Genomic DNA, 17,378 nt, shown 5'->3' on the forward strand with positions numbered 1-17,378 from the left:
TCCGGAGACATGACGCGCCGTCACTACGTGACGGAACGTTGCGTCGTCGCTCCGCGACGACCTGTAACGCCGCTCCGCGGCGTTACAAAAGCTGGCTGCCTGGAGGAGCCAGCCCTGTTGGCCGGTACATAATTGTAGAAGTAAGTGCATCGCAGCCCAGTCTCTATAACCCTTTAACCTGCGGCTATATCTCTCTTGCTCTCAACGGCCTGCCTGGTGAGAGCCAGATCAGACTGACTTGTCGCTGAGCGCCGGACACCGTCCCTGTCGATGCGTACCCATTATGTAACGCTCCTTGGCTTGGTTCACGGTTATGTAACGGCTACTCTTCGTGTTCAAGTATTGGTCTGGACCTCTTGTGGAATACTCGGTACCTAAAAAGAGTGATAGAAGGTCTCCGAAGGGATTTTACGCATTCACTCGCGTTACATGGGTGTGGGGGTTCTGTGACGATTCTCTCCGGATGGCGTTCCCCGAAGACGTGAATCGTTGTGCACCGCAAAAGTAGAAATTTAGAGCCGCATTCGGGGCTCGTTTTTCTTCTGCTTAGGTTTGTTCTCGGGAGGTGTGTGTGGGAGCTGATGGCATGGGACGGAACTCTCATCGCCGTCACCACACCCGCGTCTGACCCGCTCTCGTTCCGGACTCGTTGCCAGTGCCGCAGAGCCCTCACGCGACGCGCTGGCCCAAGCCGTCCTGACCCCGAGGCGGGACTCTGATCGAGAGCCTCGCGGCGCTCGGCCTGCGGGTGTCGGCAGCGCAGCTGGAGCGGTGACGGGCGGCGGGACTGCTGCCCGGGCACGCACGGCGGTGGCTGGGGCGCGGGCGCGGTTCGATGTCGGTGCTTGCCGAGGAGACGGTGGCCGTCGCGGCAGCGCTGGGGCGGCATGCGCGGCCGGGGCGGGATCTGCGGTGGACGGTGATCGCCTGGTACGCCGAGGCCGGACTTCCCGCCGGGCCAGGGGAGTTGGCGGTGCCCGAGCCGCCGTGGCCGGCCGTGCGGGAGTCGCTGTTGTGGGCGGTCTCCCGCTCGCGCGCCCAGCACCTGGTGGTGCGGGCCCGTACGGCGGGCGGCGGGGGGCGCAGGACGCCTTCTACGCCGAGGCCGGGCGGGTGGCGGGGCGAGGTCCGGCCGGGCTGCCGCACCCGGACGAGGTGCGGCGGCTGGTGGTCGACGACCCTGGGGGCGCGTGGGACCGGGGCCCGGAGCGCGGGCAGCGGCGCGCGGTGATGCATCTGGCCGCGGCCGCCGGGATGGGGGCCGCGGAGGTCGGCGGTGAGGTCCTCATGGAGGCGCTCGCCGCACTGATGCCCGGCGTGGACTGGGCGCCGGTCGCCGAGTCCACGCAGCAGGCCGAGCGCGAGGGCACTCTGGAGAGCTGGCTTGTGGCGGGGACACTCGTTGACCCGCTCGCCCGCCTCCGGGCCGCCGGCGAGGAGGAGATGACTGCGGCGCGCAGTGGGGCGCGAATCCTCAACCTGGTCGGCTTTCTGTACGTGATGCACGGGCTGCTGATGCCCGACAACCCCTTCCTCGCCCGCCTGCGGGCGAGGATCGACGAGTCCGGGTTCGCCCTGGTTGTCTCCCAGCTCGTCCCTCAGATGGCCAGCCCGTCCGGTGTCCCCCACGCGCTGGCGATGTGCCTGTCGCCCGAGATCGCCGTGGTCGCCGCCTTGTTGGAGGAGCTGATCGACGAACAGGCCGGCGCCGGACAGGGGCTGCTGTCGCTGCCCGGGGCCGAGGAGGGCGGGGCCGGGGCATTCAAGCAGACCTGGATCGACCGTCTCCACGAACTCCGCGACCGCGGCCTCGACAGCGTCGGCGAGGGCGGCGGCCCCGGCTCGGCCGTCACTGCGGTCCCCGAGCCCTGACGACCTTGTGCCGAACGCGCCGAGCACGCCCTGCTGGCCGCGTGGCTGCCGAGCACGGATCGTGCCACGCCCTGCGCCAGCGCGGGTCGTCAGCGGCCGTCGCATCGAGTGCGGCCGGCATCGGCGTCCAGCCCCATGGGGACAGCCGAGTTCGTCCTCGTCTCGCTTCCAGAACCCGTACAGAATCGGCTGGCTGCGGGGTCAGGCCGTGGCGGCGGTCCGTTCGGGAACCTCAGCGACGGGAGCGTCCGGTGAGGAGTGGGAAATCCAGGCCACGACCGCGTCTGTCAGCTGCTGGACCTGATCGGCTGTCCGCGGCATCCGCGCACGGTGCCACGGAGTGTGTCCCCACTGCTGTTCCAGGACCCACGGCGGTCCGCTTCGCTGCGCTTCGGCGATAAAACACACACCGTCGTCGAGGAGTGCGTCCAGGACGATGCGCCGTCCGTCGTGGAGGTCGGTGGCCATCCAGATGAAGCCGCCGTCGGGTACGAAGCCTTCCTCACAGTTGTCGATCCAGCCGTACTCGCCAAGGGTGCGATCGCCGTTGTCGTGGTTGATGCCCTCGCTCCAGGCGTCCGGATCACCGGTCAGGGCTTCGGCGATGCGTCGGATGCAGGGCAGCATCATCGCCCGTGTCGCCTCAACATCGCGGCGGCTGCGGTCTCCGTGCGGTCCCCAGCCACCCATGAAGGGGCGGCCGAAGGGGCGGAAGCGGGTTGTCTGGGCGTGGCGGCCGAGCCAGGCCGCCAGTTCGGCATGGAAGTCGGTCATGGTCAGCCGGTCCTGCACGCGGTGCTGGGTCGCGGCCTCCAGGACGTGTTCCAGGGCGGTCATGGCGTTCCCGCCGCCGTGGGTGGCCAGGTTGAACTCCTCCGCGCCCACCCGGTGTGTTCCCTCGGGCGGATACGGGCCGCGACGGCGATGGGCCAGGACGAAAAGGGTCTTGGCGAGAGAGTAGACATCGGCCCGCTCACCGCGGTCCTTGCCGTCGGTGCTGCGCATCTCGGGGGCCATGAAGTTGGCGGGCCCGACCTTCTCCCCGACACGGGTCACGCCGGCGGGCAGGTGGGCGAAGGCCGCGATCCCGAAGTCGGCCAGGACCGGCATCCCGTCGTACCAGAACAGGTTGTCCGGCTTGATGTCCCGGTGGTAGATCCCCTGATCGGCGAGCGCCGCGAGGGTGCGGGCCAGGGCGGTGGTGTGCGTGACCACGTCGAGGACGGTCGAGGTGTCGTCGACGATGTCGGCCAGCGGCCGGGCCCGGGGCATGGCGTACCAGCGGGGTGCGGTGCCATGGGCGTCGTCGATGTCCCAGATCGGCAGGATGCCCGGACTTCCGTTCACCTGCTGCATGAAGAGCGCCTCGTCGTAGAAGCGCCGGCGGCGGGCCTGCCGTCCCTTGTCCACATAGCCCTCGCCCGGCACAGGCGGGTCGGACATGTGCTTGAGGACGCCCTCACGCCCGCTGCTCACCTCGGTGGCCCTGCGCACGAACTTCTTCCCGCCGAGTTGGCCGTCGTCGCGCCACCGCGGAACGTTGTAGTCGACGCTGTTGCCGTTCGGCTGCGGCTTACGCGGGCGCTGCGGAGGGCGTGGCACGGGTCTTCCTGACATGCCCGAACGGTAGCGTTCCTGTGCCCCGCCTCGGGACCGAACAGCATGCTCTGCGCACAAACTGGGACCTAGACGGGAGCGCGTCGGCGCAGCCGGTGCCGGGGCCCAGGGGTGTGCGGCGGTGCGGATTCTGTCGTTCGCGCGCGGGCTGTCGGCGGAGTGTGCCCTGCCTGCGGGTCTCCAGTCGCGAGCAGCAGATCAACGAGATCCGCATCGCCCCCCCACTCTGCGTGCCGCATGGTTCGAGCCCGGCCGGTGCCGAACAGGGCGGCGCCCTCCACGACGCTGGTCCGATGCCTCTGCCGTACCCGGGAAGGCACCGCGGGGACGACGATCCCGTCCGCCGGGCGGCAGCCGGCGCGGACGGATGTGGTCGCTCAGGTGCGCCGGAGGCGAAGCGGTCGGACCCAGTCCCCGGTGGCGGCATACCAGTTGAGGGTTTCGCCGATCCGGTCGGCGGCGTCCTCAAGCAGACCGTCGGGGGTCACAGTGACCCGGTGGCACGGCGGGAGGCGGCTGTCCGGGTGGTAGCCGGCGTACTTGCCGTCGCCGTGACGGTCGGGGTCGGGGGTGACGTCGATGAGGCCGAAGGCCTGCAGCGCCTGGTGGGTCTCATAGGCCTCGCGGGTCAGTCCGTAGGCGCCCGCGCGCACGGCGCCGGTGACGTAGGGCTCATCGTGCTCGGAGTGCTGGTTGACATCGAGCCACATCAGGTAGGCGGTGATCTCGCTGGGGGTCAGCAGGTGTACCCAGCCCCGGGTGAAGAACGCGGCCGGGATGTCGACGTACGGCTCGTTCTTCTTCGGCACGCGATAGGGGATGTGGGCGTTGTCGGTGCTGTGCCCGCTGTCGCACAGCAGGGTGAAGTCGCGGAAGGGCAGGTATTCACCGCGGTGGGGCAGGTCGACCAAGTACTGGTCGTTGAGGGTCTTGAGGGCCTGGGTGATCTGGCGCAGCTTGTTCGTCCTCGGGCTGGCAACGTAAGCCGTGCCGCCCCGGTGGCGGGCGAGCGCGCAGACGAGTCGTTCCAGGGAGATCGGCTGGTCGCGGCCGTGCTCGATGGGAATCGTGTGGTGCCACTTTTGGCCGGGGGCGGCCTGGCAGGCGGCGGCGAACAACAGGAGCAGGTGCAGGCGGCCGGTGACGCCGCGGGGGGCGATCAGTCGGGCGGCGGGAGGCCGTTTCTCGCGCGGCAGGCCATTGCGTTCCGTCACGACTTTCAGCGGCACGGTATGGCGGACGTAGAGGCGGCGGACACGGACCGCCGAAGGGGTGCGGCCGGCGGCGGACAGGTGGGTGGCGGCTGTGACGGCATCCTTCAGCATGCCGCTGTCGGTGAGGGCGTCGAGCGTCTCGTGGCGGGTCTTCACCGCCTTCTCGGCGGGTCCGGGCGGCTCCCCCGTGGCCGATACAAGGCGGGCCCGGATCACGGCGCCTCCTCACCGATTGCAGCGGATTGATAGCTACGGCTTGACCCGCATGTTATGCCTCGTCTCTCCGCTTCCCTGGTGGCTTAGAGGTCATGCAGGTCAATCCGTGGTCCCAGTGTACGGGGACAGCTCCGGATCGGGGGTTTCATTGAGCTATGCGACCGGCCGCACTCCGCAGGCCCCGGCAACGGGAACGCGGGGCTGCCGTCTCGCGGGCGAGGCGTACCGGGCCCGGAAAACGTCTTAGCCCCGGCGACATGATCATTTAGATCAGCGGTCCACCGGGGCTTGTCATCCATGACTATACCCGACCTTCCAGCAGGAGGAACCGTGACGCACGCATCCCCGGCACCCGCCCCGGGGCCGTGGGTGGAGAACTGGCTCAGCCCCGCCCGGCACGCCATCTACCTGACCGCGGCCGGCGGCGACCCCGCCCGCGCCCTCGCCCTGTACGAATGGAACACGAGCCTGACCTGCGCGGTCCTGCGCGATCTCAGCCACTTCGAGATCGCCCTGCGCAACGCGTACGCCGCCGCGCTGGACGCGACCTGGAACGGCAACGGGCACTGGCTGGAGGACCCGGCCAGTCCCCTGCGCGCCCCGCTGATCCGTGTGAAGAAGGGCTCGCGCGGCACGCGCCGGGTCGACATGAACGACAAGACCCGCAAGGCCATCGACAGCGCCCGCACCCGCTACGGCCGCAGCGCGCCCCCCGGGAAGGTGATCGCCGAGCTGTCGCTGGGCATGTGGAGGTACCTGTCCACCTCCGCGCACGAGAAGACGCTGTGGGTCCCCCACCTCCACCACGCCTTCCCGCCCGGGACCAACCGTGCCACCGTCGACCAGCCGATCGGCGACCTGCACGAGCTGCGCAACCGGGCCGCGCACTGGGAACCGCTCCTGAACGTTCCCGTCGCCGTACGGATGAAGGACCTCCTGACGGTCGCCGGCCTGCTCGGGCCCGACCTCGCCGCCTACATCCAGCACTCCAGCCGCGTCGACGCCCTGCTCACCCAGCGCCCGTAACCCGTCGGTCGCACGACGTCTTGGCCGTCAGACGGCCAAGACGTCAGGGGGAGGGCGCCGGAGGCGTGCTGGAGGGTCTGGCGGCGGGCGACGCCGGAAGCACTGGTGGTCGGCATGAGAATGACATGGCCCTTCGTTACTCATGCAAGCAACGAGTGAGCACCACCCGTCAGCGTCAACGACCAGGCCACCGCACCTGCGCCACTGACACTCAGACGACGAGGTCTAACCGACACTCCCCCGCAGACCATCAGGGCCGGTCAGGCCAGCCGCAGGCGGTCGTGTCAGGCGCCGATGCCGATGTAGGAGACGTAGGTGTAGGCGCCCCAGTCGGAGTCAAGTTCGGCGATGATGTCGTCCCAGAGGTCTTCCATGGTGTCCAGGTCGCTGGCGACGAGGGCGTCGACGGCGTCGTCCCAGATATAGCGGACCTGCCGGTGTTGAATCCTCAGGTTGTCGCGGCGGCGGGGCTCGTCGACAGTGGTCTGGTTGACGGGGTGGATCTCGATACGGGTGCCGCGGCCGCCTCGGTTGAGGTGCTGCTTGAGGGCGCCGGGGTTGGCGAGCACGTTGTGGGCTCGCAGGTTCCAGTAGGCAGTGTCGATCGCTTCGAGGTTGGCCGGGCGCGGGCGCTGGGTGCCGCGGGTCCAGGCGCGGATCGTGGCGGGGGTGGCGAGAATGCCGGCGTCGGCCAAGGCTTGGGGGCCGCCTTTGGTGGTGGTGAGGTAGCGCATGCGGGCTTTCAGGCCGCGGCGGGTGCCGACCGGGGATTTGATTCCGCCGTCGATGATCATGCGTTCGAGGGCGTCCTCGAGGGCGCGGGCGAGGGCGATTTTGCCGTGGACGTTTCCTGGGTCACGGTCTGCGCCGTAGTTGCCGAAGTTCTTCCATCCGTCGGTCGACATCTATCGGGCGCTCTTCCTCGGCAGGGGGTACTGGTCTTTTTGTTTCATCTGGGTGGTGAGGCGGCCTTCGGTGAATACCTTGCGCCAGTCGCCGGCTACGTGGAGTTCGTCGGTGCCGCGGACGCGGACGACGGTCAGGCCATTGGTGTGGGCGCGGTGGGATTTGTACCAGAGGTTAGCGAATGCCTGGGAGCGGATGATGTGCATCCAGTCGGGTCGGCGGATGTCGCGGTTGACGCTTGATTCTCCGATGGTGGAGGTGAATTTTGAATACATGGCTTTGATGTATTCGACGGTCACCGTGTCGTCGGCTTCGATGGCATTGGTGCGGGCCTCGGTTAGGACACGGCGGAATTTTTCCAGGAGGCCTTCGCTGGTGCCGGAGGTCCAGCGCTCGGTGATGCGCGGGGCCTCGCACAGGCCGAGGCGGGCGCAGCGGATGAGGAGGCGAATGGTGGCGTCGTCGAGGAGGACGGGGCCGTCTTCTCGGCGGTTGCCGATCGGGTCGGGCAGGTCGGGGTGGTGCCAGGTGGGGCGGGTGGGGAGGCGGTAGATGCCGGAGCGCTTGGGGTCGAAGCCGCCGTTGGGGTCGTGGATCAGGGCGCCGATGGGCAGGTGGGTCTTGAAGGCGGACAGGAAGCTGGCGTTGGTATCGAGGGCGTTGACGGTGATCGGGGGGTGGGTGCCGTTTTGGAGGGCGTCCATGAGGTGGGTGTTGGTCCAGTTGTGGCGGCCTTCCCAGATTTCGTCGGCGCCGTCCTTGGTTTTCTTCCGGAGGAATTCAAGGGTTTCCGGGTAGACGGTGTGTTCGTAATTTCCGCCGACGCGGGTTGCCTCGAACAGGGCCATTGCGTTCGGTACGGCCTTTTTCACCAGGGCTTCGGTTGCGACGGTGATGTCACCGTCGTGCTCGTGGAGGGCTTCGTCGACGGCGCGGGTGATCATGCCGGTGAAGTAGCTGTAGTCCCGGTTGGCGTAGCCGCCGGGCGGAGGTGGAGCGGCGGTGCGGCGGTGCGATGACCTGCGTGGGGCGTCGGTGTGGGCTGCCTGGGCGGGCTCGGTGGGTGTGGGGGCTTGGAGAGGCACCTGCGGGGTGTGTCCGGGGGTGTGCAGGTTCGCGGCTTGTGGCTGCGCTGGAGGGGTGGGGCTGGCGTAGGGGATGGCCGGGTCTGTGATGCGGGCGTGGGCAAGGTCGGCGTGGAGAGTGAGGGCGGCCTGCGGGCCGAGGTCGCGTTCGGTGATGGTCGCGTGGATCTGGTCGGCGTCGCGGGTCAACGTGATGGTGATGTCGAGGCTGAGCTCGGCGATCAGGCGGGGATCGTCGCTGTCTACGGCAGCGACGACGGGGAGCTCGTGGGTACGGGCGAGGTGAGCGAGGGCCTGGGCGGCGTCGGTGATCTGGGCCGGGCCGGACAGCGGCAGTCGGGGGTCCTCGGTGGTCTGGAGGCGGTCGACCACGATGAGGGCCAAGCCGGGCAGGTCCGGGACGCTCTCGGCGATCGCGTCGGTGGTCAGGTCGGTGCCGTCATCGATGTACAGCGGGGCTTGGGCCAGGTGGTGGTGGAGGGCTGCGGTGTCGTCCTGCTCGGTGGGTGTGAGGCGGCCGGCTCGCAGGCGGCGGTAGTCGACGGGCAGGTGTGCGGCGACGATGCGTGCGGCGATGTCGGCGCGGGTGAGTCCGGAGGCGGCGTAGAGGACGGGTTGGTGCTGGTCGAGGGCGCTGGTGCGTGCGGCGGCGGTGGCGATCAGGCTGGATCCAGCGCCTGGGGCGGCGGCGACGAGATAGAAGCGGCCGGGCTGGAGGCCGCCGAGGGCGTCGTCCAGGGTGCGGATCCCGGTCGGCAGGCCCATCAGGGGTGCGGGGGCGGTGGTTTCACCGGTGGAGGCAGTGGTGGGAAGGACGGTGTCCAGGGCTTGCGCGAGTGCGGCCAGGCGTCGCAGGGTGCGTGGCGCAGTGATAGTTGGTGGGCCACTGGCCGGGATGACGGTCTTGTGGCTGGTCCCGGGCGTCGCGGGAGTGGGGGCCGGCGGGCCCGGCTCGGGCGGGGCCGAGGGGGGTGCGGGGAGGGCGGCCGGTGGTGTGAGTGGGTGCTGGAGTGTCGGGGGGCTGGGTGCGGGGGTGGGAGCGGCCGGGGAGCCGGTGGGGGTGGCCGACGGGGCCGGTGTGGCTGGGGTGGTGCCGCGTGAGGCGGGGGTACTGGCAGGTGCAGGCGTGTCCTGGGCTGCTGGTGTCGGTTCCGGCTGTGGTTCCGAGGGCGTGGTGGGTGCAGCGGCCGCTTCGGCAGGAGGAGTGGTCGGTGCGGGCGCGAGGTCTTTCGCGGCCTCGACTTCGGCTTCGGCTGTTGTGGTCGGGAGGGGGGTCTGGACTGCTTGCGGGGGTGTTGTGGCGGAGTCCGGGGCTGCTGCTGCAGCCGGAGCCGCTGTGTCGGGTGCTGGCTCGGCTTGAAGTGCGGGCGGGGTGGGGGTGCCGTCCGCGGCTGCGGCAAGCAGGACGGCGACGGGGGTCTTGTGGCGGCACAGCACCTGAGGGTGGCCCTCGGCGCCGTACTGGATCAGATCCCCCAGCTTTTTGCGGGCGTCCACGAAGCTGTGGGTGGGGGCTTGGGTGAGGTCCCAGCCCAGTTCGGTTGCATGGGCGGGCGTGGTGAGCAGTGCATGGTGCGGACCACGCGTCAGGGGTGTGGGGTGCCCTTGGATGGCGGCGTTGATCAGCTGCTTGAGTGTGCTGCGGGCCTCGTGCAGCGTCGCCGGGCCGGTGCGCGTCAGGGCGTGTGGTGTTTCCGCGTCAGGGGCGGCGGAGGTTGTTCCCCGCTCGGACAACGGGCCCTCAGCTGACTCGGGTTGACTGTCATCGCCGTGTCGGCGGCTAGCGTCTTCGGAGGCTGTCTTGGCCGCTGAGGATGGTGTGGGAGGCGTGGGAAAACTCAATGGCCAGTTGCCCGCCCAGCGCGGAGCCTGGTCGGACGGCTCCTGTGAGGCTGCAGGCGGAGCGGTGTGGGCGGGGTTGCTCGGCACGGCAGCGCCGGAAGACGCCTCACCGGCCGTGCGGGATGAACGTGAGGAGGACACCCGGGGACTCCAAGAGCAAGTGGCAAGCGGATCGCAAGGGGAAGGTCGGGCAGTTGGCTCGGCAGCGGCCGCCTCTGCGAAACGACCGCGCCGCTAAAAATGTAACGTCACCCCCCAGTCTAGCCGACGTTACATAATATTCGCCCCGGAATTACGTAACGCTGGGGTTGGTGTCGTGGGTGATCAGGCCGGTCCTGCCCGGGAGGATGGCAGGCAGGTGGTTCGGGAGGTGTCAGGCGTGATCGGCACCGTGCCCCGTGGGGGTGGCGGGCTCTACCAATGCCTTCAGCTGGGCACGGAAGGCGGCCTGCTCACAGGCCCATGCTTGCCTCTGGGCCTCGCCCTCCGGCTCGTCGTAGTCCTCATACAGCCAGATGTCCGAGGACTGCTGCTGGAACGCCCTCTCGCGCATCCGTTCCTCGTAGTCCTCGTACGTCTCGTCCGGATGGATCTGCCCGGTACGGCGCTTGATCTCCTCGTCGCGCTCGCGGCGTTCGAGGTACTCCTGCACGGCCGGGTCGGCGTCGGCGCACGCGTACCCTCTGCCTCGCTGGGGCGGCTCGGGCGGTCGCCGGCGGTCCTCGATGCGGTCGAGGACCGCGTGCCACTGTGCGGCGTCCGCCACGCTCACGTCGAAGGCTTTCAGGAGTGCGGACAGCTGCTCTCGGCTGGGCAGGACCGTCCCGTTGAGGATCAGGTGGGCTGTCGAACGCGGTACACGGTGCCCGTCGGCTTTGGTCGCCTTTTCGATGGCACTGTAAGAGGGCCGGCCGGCCCTCAGGCGCAGTCGCGTCAGTTCCTGGCCCAGGGAGGCGGGGGTGCGGACTTGCCGGGTCCGTCGGCTGCGGCCGGCCAGGTGCGGGCGGGCCTTCTCGATCGCGGCTGCCTTCCACAGGCTCAGGGCTGTTGCTTCTCGCCTCTGCGTGGAGTGGCTGCCGGGGTCGCCGGCAGCGCGGGCGTAGGCGAGGACGGTCTCGAGCGGGGGCAGGTGGGTGCCGCGGGCGGCCTGGCTGAGGGTGGAGGCTCCGCGGTACCCGGGCGCGCCCGGTGGGCCGGTGCGCTCGGACAGGGTGGCGTAGGTGGTACGGGTGTCGTCCTTGAGCTGGCGCAGGTAGACGGCCAGGGCCCGCAGCCGGGGGCTGGTGCCGGCGGCGACAGGTTTGGTGGGGCGGCCCATATCACCGGCTGCGGCGGCGGGAGGGCTTGGCGACATCGCTGGAGCGGCGGCCGGTGATCAGGTCGGCCACTGCGGCGGCCACCACGACCAGCGCGGCCGGGACGGGCCGGTTGCCGGCGGCCAGTCCGGCCGATGCCAGGACGACCACGACGATGACCACGACCTCGGGGATGCCCAGCCGACTCGGCTGGGTGCGGGCAGGGAGGTGGCTGGCGCAGAACGCCGGCGGCTCGGGGCTGGCGGCGGGCAGGGGAAGGGCGGACATGAGCAGCTCCAGGAAGGTAGGGGTGAGGTCCCCAACCCGGGTGATTCGGGAAGGGATTGGTGCGAGGCGTATCCCGCCGTCGATGCCTCAAGGTTCCCTCGCCGACGCTCTCAAGGCCAGCCTGATCGGCACCCGTTCAGGCTGACGTGTTCACCGTCGTGAAACGCAGGTACGTCGTTTGTCCCTGCTCAGACCACCTGGAAAATCGGGTTGACCCGAAACCGTCCAGGGCCTGCACCGTCCCTGGTGCAGCTGGCCGAGAGGCGTGTGAAGCGAAATTCCCGACCCAGGGCACGAGGTCGAGTGGGCGACAAGGGCGTCTGGTTCCCGTTCTTTGGCTGGCAGCAGCCCGCCGGGACGGGTGACGGAGAGCGGAGTACATACCCGCTTTCGGGGTGCAGAGAGAGTGTGGCTGCGACAATGAAGCACCGCAGGGGGCGGGTGGGGCGACTTCGCTGTAGGTGCGGGTGCAGGCCTCTTTGTGTGAAGGGGGAACGTGGGGGCGTGGTTTGAGCGCATGGCGGCTGTCCCTGGCCTTGCCTTTGCCGGGAGCCCGGGTGTCATGCGGGAGGCGCTGCCGGGCGCAGGGGTTCGTCCGGACGAGTCGTACGGCTCGCCGATGTGGCCGACCGCCGGGGGGAGTACGTCTGCGACACCGGCCAGCCGGCATGTGCCGTTCGACGCGCGCGGCGCTGAGCTGATCGCCCGTGTCTGGGAGGCGCTGGAGCTTCCGGGCTCGGCCAGGGACTACCACTTTGTTCTGCAGAGCGCGGTCGATCGGCTGTGGAGTACACGTCGTGCGGAGCCTGGGGCCCTCGCCGCGCTTGAGGTGTTCGCCCTGCTGGACTTGGAGTTGATGGAAGCGATCCCGCACGCGGTGTCCTTCGACACCACTGATGCTCCGGCGGCGTTTGTGCGGGTGTCCTCGGTGCCACGGTTGATCGGCCTGCTGGAGCGCGAGGGCGCCTTCGCGGAAGCACTTGAGCTGGCGCGGCGGTTGGCCCGTTTCGGGCAGGGCGAGGATGTGGCGGCCCGGCTGTCGGAGAAAGCTCAGGCGCTGGTTGCCGAGGCTGCGGCACAGGGTGGGTCGTCATGAGTGCGGGTCTGGAGCGACTGATCCCGGCTGCCTCCTACTTGGAGGAGGCGTTCTTGCGGTGGGTGCTCACGCCGGCCGTGGACGCGTCGATCGTTGCGCGGGTGCGCAGTCAGCACCCGGTCACCGTCAACGAGCGCGCTTACCGGCTGGACTACCTGATCGCGGGTGAGGCGCTGCAGTTGGCCGTCGAGCTCGACGGGTTCGCCTTTCACAGTGACCGGGCCGCGTTCACCTACGACCGGCTGCGACAGAACGATCTGGCCGCGGCCGGCCTGACCGTTCTGCGGTTCTCCTACGATGCGGTGCGTACGGACACGGCGCGCTGTGTGGCCCAGTTGCAGGCGATGCTGAGGCAGGATCCGCTCCTGGCGGCGCTGGTGACTACGGTGCCGCGTATCGAGATCCCGGACATGGCTGGCGATCCGATGCGGGCGGCCGATCCGCCTGGCGGTGCCGAACTGCCCTCAGGCGGGGCGTACTTCGCCGGTGTACAGGCCAGGGTGGACCGGGCGCCGTTGCGGGCGTGCCAGGACGAGGCATTGGCCGCGTTGGCGAACTACTACGCCTCCGGCGGCCGGCATGCGGCTGCGGTGATGGCGGTGGGGTCGGGCAAGACGGCCCTGGGGGTGGCGGCCGCGTTGTCGTTCAGCCGACGGCGGGCGCTGGTGGTGACCCCGGGCTCGGTCATCCGCGGCACCTTCGCCAAGGCCCTCGATCCGGGGATGCCGGGCAACGTCCTGTACGGGCTGGCGGGCGGGCCACTGCTGCCCGGTGCCCGTCCGCCGGCCACGCTCGTCCTGGACGCGGACGACGGGCAGATCAGCCAGGTCAGCCGTGAGCGGCTTCTGGACGCGGACATCCTGGTCACCAACTTCCATGCGCTGGGCACGGGCGACAGTCACGGGGACCTGCTGGCCAAGCTGGAGACGGAGGACATCGACTTCATCGTCGTCGACGAGGCGCACATCGCGGCCAGCGCCTCCTACCAGCGGCTGTTCGCCCACTTCCAGGGTGCGCGCACCCTGCTGATGTCGGCGTGCTTCCAGCGTTTGGACGGCAAGCCGATCGACGCCGATGTCGTCTACCGCTACCGGCTGGTGGACTCCGTCGCGGACGGGTCGGCGAAGAACCTGCGGGTGCACCGGTTCGCTCCCGAGGTGGCGTCGACGGTGTATGAAGCGGTGTGGCCGGACGGGCGGCGCGAGCAGATCGTGGGCCGTGATGCTTTGCTGGCCACACTGGGCGACGAGCGGAAGATGGCACGCATCACCGCACAGTCCGAGGCGCCGATCCGCCAGGTGATGGCCGTGACGCGGGCGTGTCTGGATGCGCAGGCCAAGCTGCTGGCGCCCGTCAAGCCGAGGGTGCTGTTCGCGGCGATGGGCCAGGCGCATGCTGAACAGATCGCGCGGATCGCCGAGGAGTACGGGATCCCCAGTGCCACGCTGCACCACAGCATGCCCGCCTCCGCGATCGCCTCCACCCGGCGGCGCTTCGAGTCCGACGCCGGGGATCTGCAGGGCATCGTGCAGCTGCGGATGCTCGGCCAGGGCTACGACTTCCCGCCCATCACCGTGGTCGTGCCGCTGCGCCCCTATGGCAGCTTCGGCGAGTTCTACCAGTTCGTCGGCCGCGGTGTCCGCGTCCTGCGCCAGACCGCGGTGGCTGCCGACCAGCAATACATGGACGTGGTCTGCCATGCCGAACTCGGCCTGGAGGAGCATCTGGAGGCCATGTGCGCGGACAACGACATGGATCCCGCTGTGCTCCTGGATGTCCCGCTGATCGACGCCACCACCATGGAAAGGGATCTCCCCGGCCCCGGCGGCGCCGCGGAGGGGGCCGGTGGGGGCCTGGGCGGGGTGGACGCGTTCGTGCTGTACGAGCGCGGACGCGTCGAGCAGCGCGTGGTGCACGAGCTGGACCGGGTGGAGGCCCGAAGAACGGAGCGGGAGATGCAGCTGATGGCCCAGCGCTACGCCGTCTATGCGCAGAACACCGCTGCGCCGGTGCCGTTTGAGCAGTTCGTCGAAACCATGCGGAGGCTGACCGGTGGCCAGTGACCCGACACGCTGGTGGCAGCCGGCCGTGGAATGCAGTCCCGAGCCGGCGCTCGCCCTGGAGCGGGCGGCCGGGCAGCAGCAACGGTTCGCCGACATCGACGCCCTGGCGGCCAGACTGCTGGCCACAGGGCTCGCCGGACGGCCGGTGGCCACCGTCGTCCCCGGCCGAGGACGCCACACGCCGGACACCGCCAAGGTGACGGCCCTCACCCGGGAAGAGGAAGTCTTCTGCGCCAACGCCTTCGGGGTCCAGGAGCAGCAGCGGCTCGGCGCGTGGTACCTGCCGCAGAAACTCTCGGTGAAGGCAGGGGCAGTCAATCTGCCGTATCTGCTGCGGGAACGCCCTGGCCACGCTCTGACGCTGGCCGCCGATGACACCGCCCGCCTCACCGCTGTGGAGGACTGGGACACGGTGCTGCTGTGGGCGCTGCTGGTGCCGCTGTTCGAGACACTGCTTCAGCCCATCCGGCTGCGGGCGGCAGGAGAGATCTTCCCTCGCACAGAACAGCAGCGGTTCTGGACACTCATCGAGGAGCGTTACCGGCTGCTGGGCATCGACGCGAGCGCGCTGGAAGCCTTCCGCTTCGGCGGCGGCTGGCACCAGCTGGACCGTGCGGGACAGCAGCAGGCCCGCCTTCGTTTGCTGGACACCCTTGCCGCCGCCGACCTCGTGCAGCTTGCCGCACATCACCGGATCCAGCGGTTGCAAGGGCTGATGGCTGGTTTCGCCAAGAAGGCCAGGACGGGAACAGCCCTGGCGCGCCGGGTGCTCACCAAAGAGCTGCAGCCGGTCGTCTCCGCGTACTTCGGGGGTGACTGGCTGGCTGTGCTGGATTACCTTCAGGCTCCCCCGCACCCGGATGAGGAGATCATCACCGCTCTGCCCGAGCCACGTCTGTACGTCGGCATGGCCACGCAGACGGCCGGTATGGCGGCCGAGGCGGGCATCGCCGAGGACGAGGTCCATGCGATGCTCGCGGCCTTCCTCGGCGGCGGCAGTTCTCTGTCTCCGGTGGAGGAGCGGGCTGCGGCCCTGCGCGGCTGGTGGGCGGACTTCGACCAGGCGCATGCCGGCCAGTCACGGGGAATGCCGTCGTTGTGGGGGCTGGTCGATCAGGATCTGATGAGCCTGAACCGGACCGAGCAGGGGTACACCCCTCAGTTGTACCGGCAGCGTCTGCCCGCCGATGTCCTGGAACGGGTGGGGCGGCTGTGGGAGACGGTGACGCTTGCGCGGTATCCCGGCAGCATCGTCAGCAACCCGCGCCCGCACCAGACCATGGCCGAAGCCCTCGGTCCCGCGGCCGAGTTCTGGCACGGCGTGGGCCTGACCGCCTGGTTCGTGTGCGAAGGCCCCTACTCCCGCACCACCTTGGACCGCGTCGACCGCTACTACAGCAGGCCGCTGGCCGCCCTGCGCGCGGCCGGATGCCCGGTCGACACCGCCTTCTTCCGCGAACTGCAAGCCGCCGAACAACTTCTCGGGCCGGAGGAGGAGGTCACGGACAGCGAGGACAGTACGGTCGAGACCCCGTACGGGCAGATGACGTTCACCTCCAGCATGAGTCACGGCGCCCGTCGGGACGGCTTCGAGCGGGTACGGGACGTCATCACACGACACCGGCGGGCCTGGGCCGAGCAGTATCTCGGTGCCTTCGTGGAGGGCCGCTGGCGCTCCGAGTTGGAGGAGGTCGCCCACCAGCATCACCGCTTCGTCGCCGCCAAGGGGCGTCCCCCCACGCTGCCCCAGTTCGCCCGGTTCGCGATCACAGCAGCCAACCACTGGACGGGCGGCGACCTGGGGGCGCTGTACACGGCCATCGGCGAGCCGACGCCATCCCAACAGGAGCGGCCTACCCGCCTACTGACTGAGGACGGCTACGACTTCGCCCGCCGGGTGTACCAGGAGCTGGGCGGCAAGCCCGTCGACCACGACACCTGGGTGAACAACCCGGAAGAAACCCAACGGCAGTGGCAGCTCAGCCGCCTGGCCACCGAAAGCCTGCGCCACCTCCAACTACAGGAAGCACTCGGGCGGCCGCCGACCGCCAAGGAGTTCGGCGCCCAGCGGCTGACCTGGCCGTGGCCTGGCAAGGAAACCGAAGGCTGGCCCATCCTCCAGCATGTCATCGCGGCTCTTACTGGTACCAGCCTGCCGCCGATCGCACCCCCCTCCCCCGCCGTCCCGGCCAGCAACGGGGAAAACGCTTCTGGGCAGTTGCTGGCCAAGGGGGCTAACACGGCCGTGGCCACGGAACCGACGACGGTCCGCATCACCTGCACCGGCGCGCCCGTCGATGTCTCCGCTGTACTCCTCACCCGCAACGGCAAGGTACGCGACGACCACGACCTCGTCTTCTACAACCACCCCAGTCACGACGGGGTCAGCGTCGGAGGAGACACCGTCACCGCCGATCTGAACCTCATCCCCGACGACATCACCTCCATCGCCGTCATCGTCAGCATCGACATCGAGGCCCAGCCCGCCGCAGTCTTCGACCAGCACACCCAGTGGCACGCAGACATCACCCAGTCTTCCAACACCCAACTGGCTTTCGCTCCGGGGCCGTTCTCATCAGGCGAGACCGTCACCGTCGCGGTGGAGCTCTACCGCCACACAACCGGATGGAAGGCCCGCGCTGTCGGGCAGGGCTACAACACCGGCCTCGCGGGCCTGGCCACCGACTACGGCATCAACGTCGACGCCTGACATCCCCTGTCTGGTACGCGAAACCGTCGACGACCAGGTGAGTGCGGCCGCCGTCGCCGTCGATCTCGCGTGCGAGAGCCGCTGCTGGTGCCCAACCTGCAAGGTGTTCCCGGAGCAGCTGGATCTTGCACACATGATCTCCCCTTGG

General features: G+C 69.3%; 11 protein-coding genes. 5 read left to right on the plus strand and 6 right to left on the minus strand.

The genetic code is table 11. The features are described 5' to 3' along the window. Window positions 1–1,014 precede the first annotated feature (1,014 nt). Window positions 1,015–1,872 carry a hypothetical protein gene (locus tag ACFW22_RS32265; protein ID WP_386411587.1) on the plus strand — a complete coding sequence of 286 codons (858 nt, stop codon included), beginning with the start codon at window positions 1,015–1,017 and terminating at the stop codon, window positions 1,870–1,872. Between the two features lie 201 nt (window positions 1,873–2,073). Here the strand turns inward: ACFW22_RS32265 and ACFW22_RS32270 are convergent, their stop codons facing one another. Next, window positions 2,074–3,489 (minus strand): protein kinase, encoded by a 1,416-nt coding sequence (locus tag ACFW22_RS32270; protein ID WP_386411589.1) that lies wholly within the window; start codon window positions 3,487–3,489, stop codon window positions 2,074–2,076. 377 nt (window positions 3,490–3,866) lie between these two features. After that, window positions 3,867–4,919, minus strand: a complete 1,053-nt coding sequence (locus ACFW22_RS32275; RefSeq protein WP_053641159.1) for a hypothetical protein — start codon at window positions 4,917–4,919, stop codon at window positions 3,867–3,869. Between the two features lie 330 nt (window positions 4,920–5,249). Between ACFW22_RS32275 and ACFW22_RS32280 the strand changes: the two genes are divergently transcribed. Further along, window positions 5,250–5,945, plus strand: coding sequence for an Abi family protein (locus tag ACFW22_RS32280; protein ID WP_111382288.1), 696 nt, complete (start codon window positions 5,250–5,252; stop codon window positions 5,943–5,945). Window positions 5,946–6,229: 284 nt separating this feature from the next. On the opposite strand, the gene ACFW22_RS32285 is transcribed toward ACFW22_RS32280, so the two are convergent. The 4 genes from ACFW22_RS32285 to ACFW22_RS32300 all read right to left on the minus strand — a co-directional run bounded on the left by ACFW22_RS32285 (window position 6,230) and on the right by ACFW22_RS32300 (window position 11,361). Further along, a complete protein-coding gene (locus ACFW22_RS32285) occupies window positions 6,230–6,850 on the minus strand; it encodes a hypothetical protein (RefSeq protein WP_053641157.1) in 621 nt (206 codons plus the stop codon). Next, entirely contained in the window at window positions 6,851–8,701 is a 1,851-nt protein-coding gene (locus ACFW22_RS32290; protein ID WP_386411593.1) for a DnaB-like helicase C-terminal domain-containing protein, read from the minus strand. 1,450 nt (window positions 8,702–10,151) lie between these two features. Beyond that, window positions 10,152–11,096 (minus strand): helix-turn-helix domain-containing protein, encoded by a 945-nt coding sequence (locus tag ACFW22_RS32295; protein ID WP_386411595.1) that lies wholly within the window; start codon window positions 11,094–11,096, stop codon window positions 10,152–10,154. Between the two features lies 1 nt (window position 11,097). Then, window positions 11,098–11,361 (minus strand): hypothetical protein, encoded by a 264-nt coding sequence (locus tag ACFW22_RS32300; RefSeq protein WP_007387413.1) that lies wholly within the window; start codon window positions 11,359–11,361, stop codon window positions 11,098–11,100. Window positions 11,362–11,923: 562 nt separating this feature from the next. Here ACFW22_RS32300 and ACFW22_RS32305 point away from each other — a divergent pair. From ACFW22_RS32305 to ACFW22_RS32315, 3 genes are read left to right on the plus strand one after another with little or no spacing between them, the layout of a single operon-like run. Beyond that, on the plus strand, window positions 11,924–12,457 hold the full coding sequence (locus ACFW22_RS32305; protein WP_386411597.1) for a hypothetical protein: 534 nt from the start codon (window positions 11,924–11,926) through the stop codon (window positions 12,455–12,457). Further along, entirely contained in the window at window positions 12,454–14,520 is a 2,067-nt protein-coding gene (locus tag ACFW22_RS32310; RefSeq protein ID WP_386411599.1) for a DEAD/DEAH box helicase family protein, read from the plus strand. Before ACFW22_RS32305 ends, ACFW22_RS32310 begins: the two co-directional genes overlap by 4 nt. Further along, window positions 14,510–17,230, plus strand: a complete 2,721-nt coding sequence (locus ACFW22_RS32315) for a TerD family protein (protein ID WP_386411601.1) — start codon at window positions 14,510–14,512, stop codon at window positions 17,228–17,230. The genes ACFW22_RS32310 and ACFW22_RS32315 overlap by 11 nt, the downstream gene beginning before the upstream one ends. Window positions 17,231–17,378: the final 148 nt, after the last annotated feature.

Source organism: Streptomyces sp. NPDC058872 (assembly GCF_042743065.1).
Taxonomy (GTDB): domain Bacteria; phylum Actinomycetota; class Actinomycetes; order Streptomycetales; family Streptomycetaceae; genus Streptomyces.

Bases quoted from the DNA above. Each gene is read 5' to 3' on its own strand.
- ACFW22_RS32270 (WP_386411589.1), bottom strand. From the start codon at position 3,489: ATGTCAGGAAGACCCGTGCCACGCCCTCCGCAGCGCCCGCGTAAGCCG.
- ACFW22_RS32285 (WP_053641157.1), bottom strand. From the start codon at position 6,850: ATGTCGACCGACGGATGGAAGAACTTCGGCAACTACGGCGCAGACCGT.
- ACFW22_RS32290 (WP_386411593.1), bottom strand. From the start codon at position 8,701: ATGGGCCTGCCGACCGGGATCCGCACCCTGGACGACGCCCTCGGCGGC.
- ACFW22_RS32295 (WP_386411595.1), bottom strand. From the start codon at position 11,096: ATGGGCCGCCCCACCAAACCTGTCGCCGCCGGCACCAGCCCCCGGCTG.
- ACFW22_RS32300 (WP_007387413.1), bottom strand. From the start codon at position 11,361: ATGTCCGCCCTTCCCCTGCCCGCCGCCAGCCCCGAGCCGCCGGCGTTC.
- ACFW22_RS32305 (WP_386411597.1), top strand. From the start codon at position 11,924: ATGCGGGAGGCGCTGCCGGGCGCAGGGGTTCGTCCGGACGAGTCGTAC.
- ACFW22_RS32310 (WP_386411599.1), top strand. From the start codon at position 12,454: ATGAGTGCGGGTCTGGAGCGACTGATCCCGGCTGCCTCCTACTTGGAG.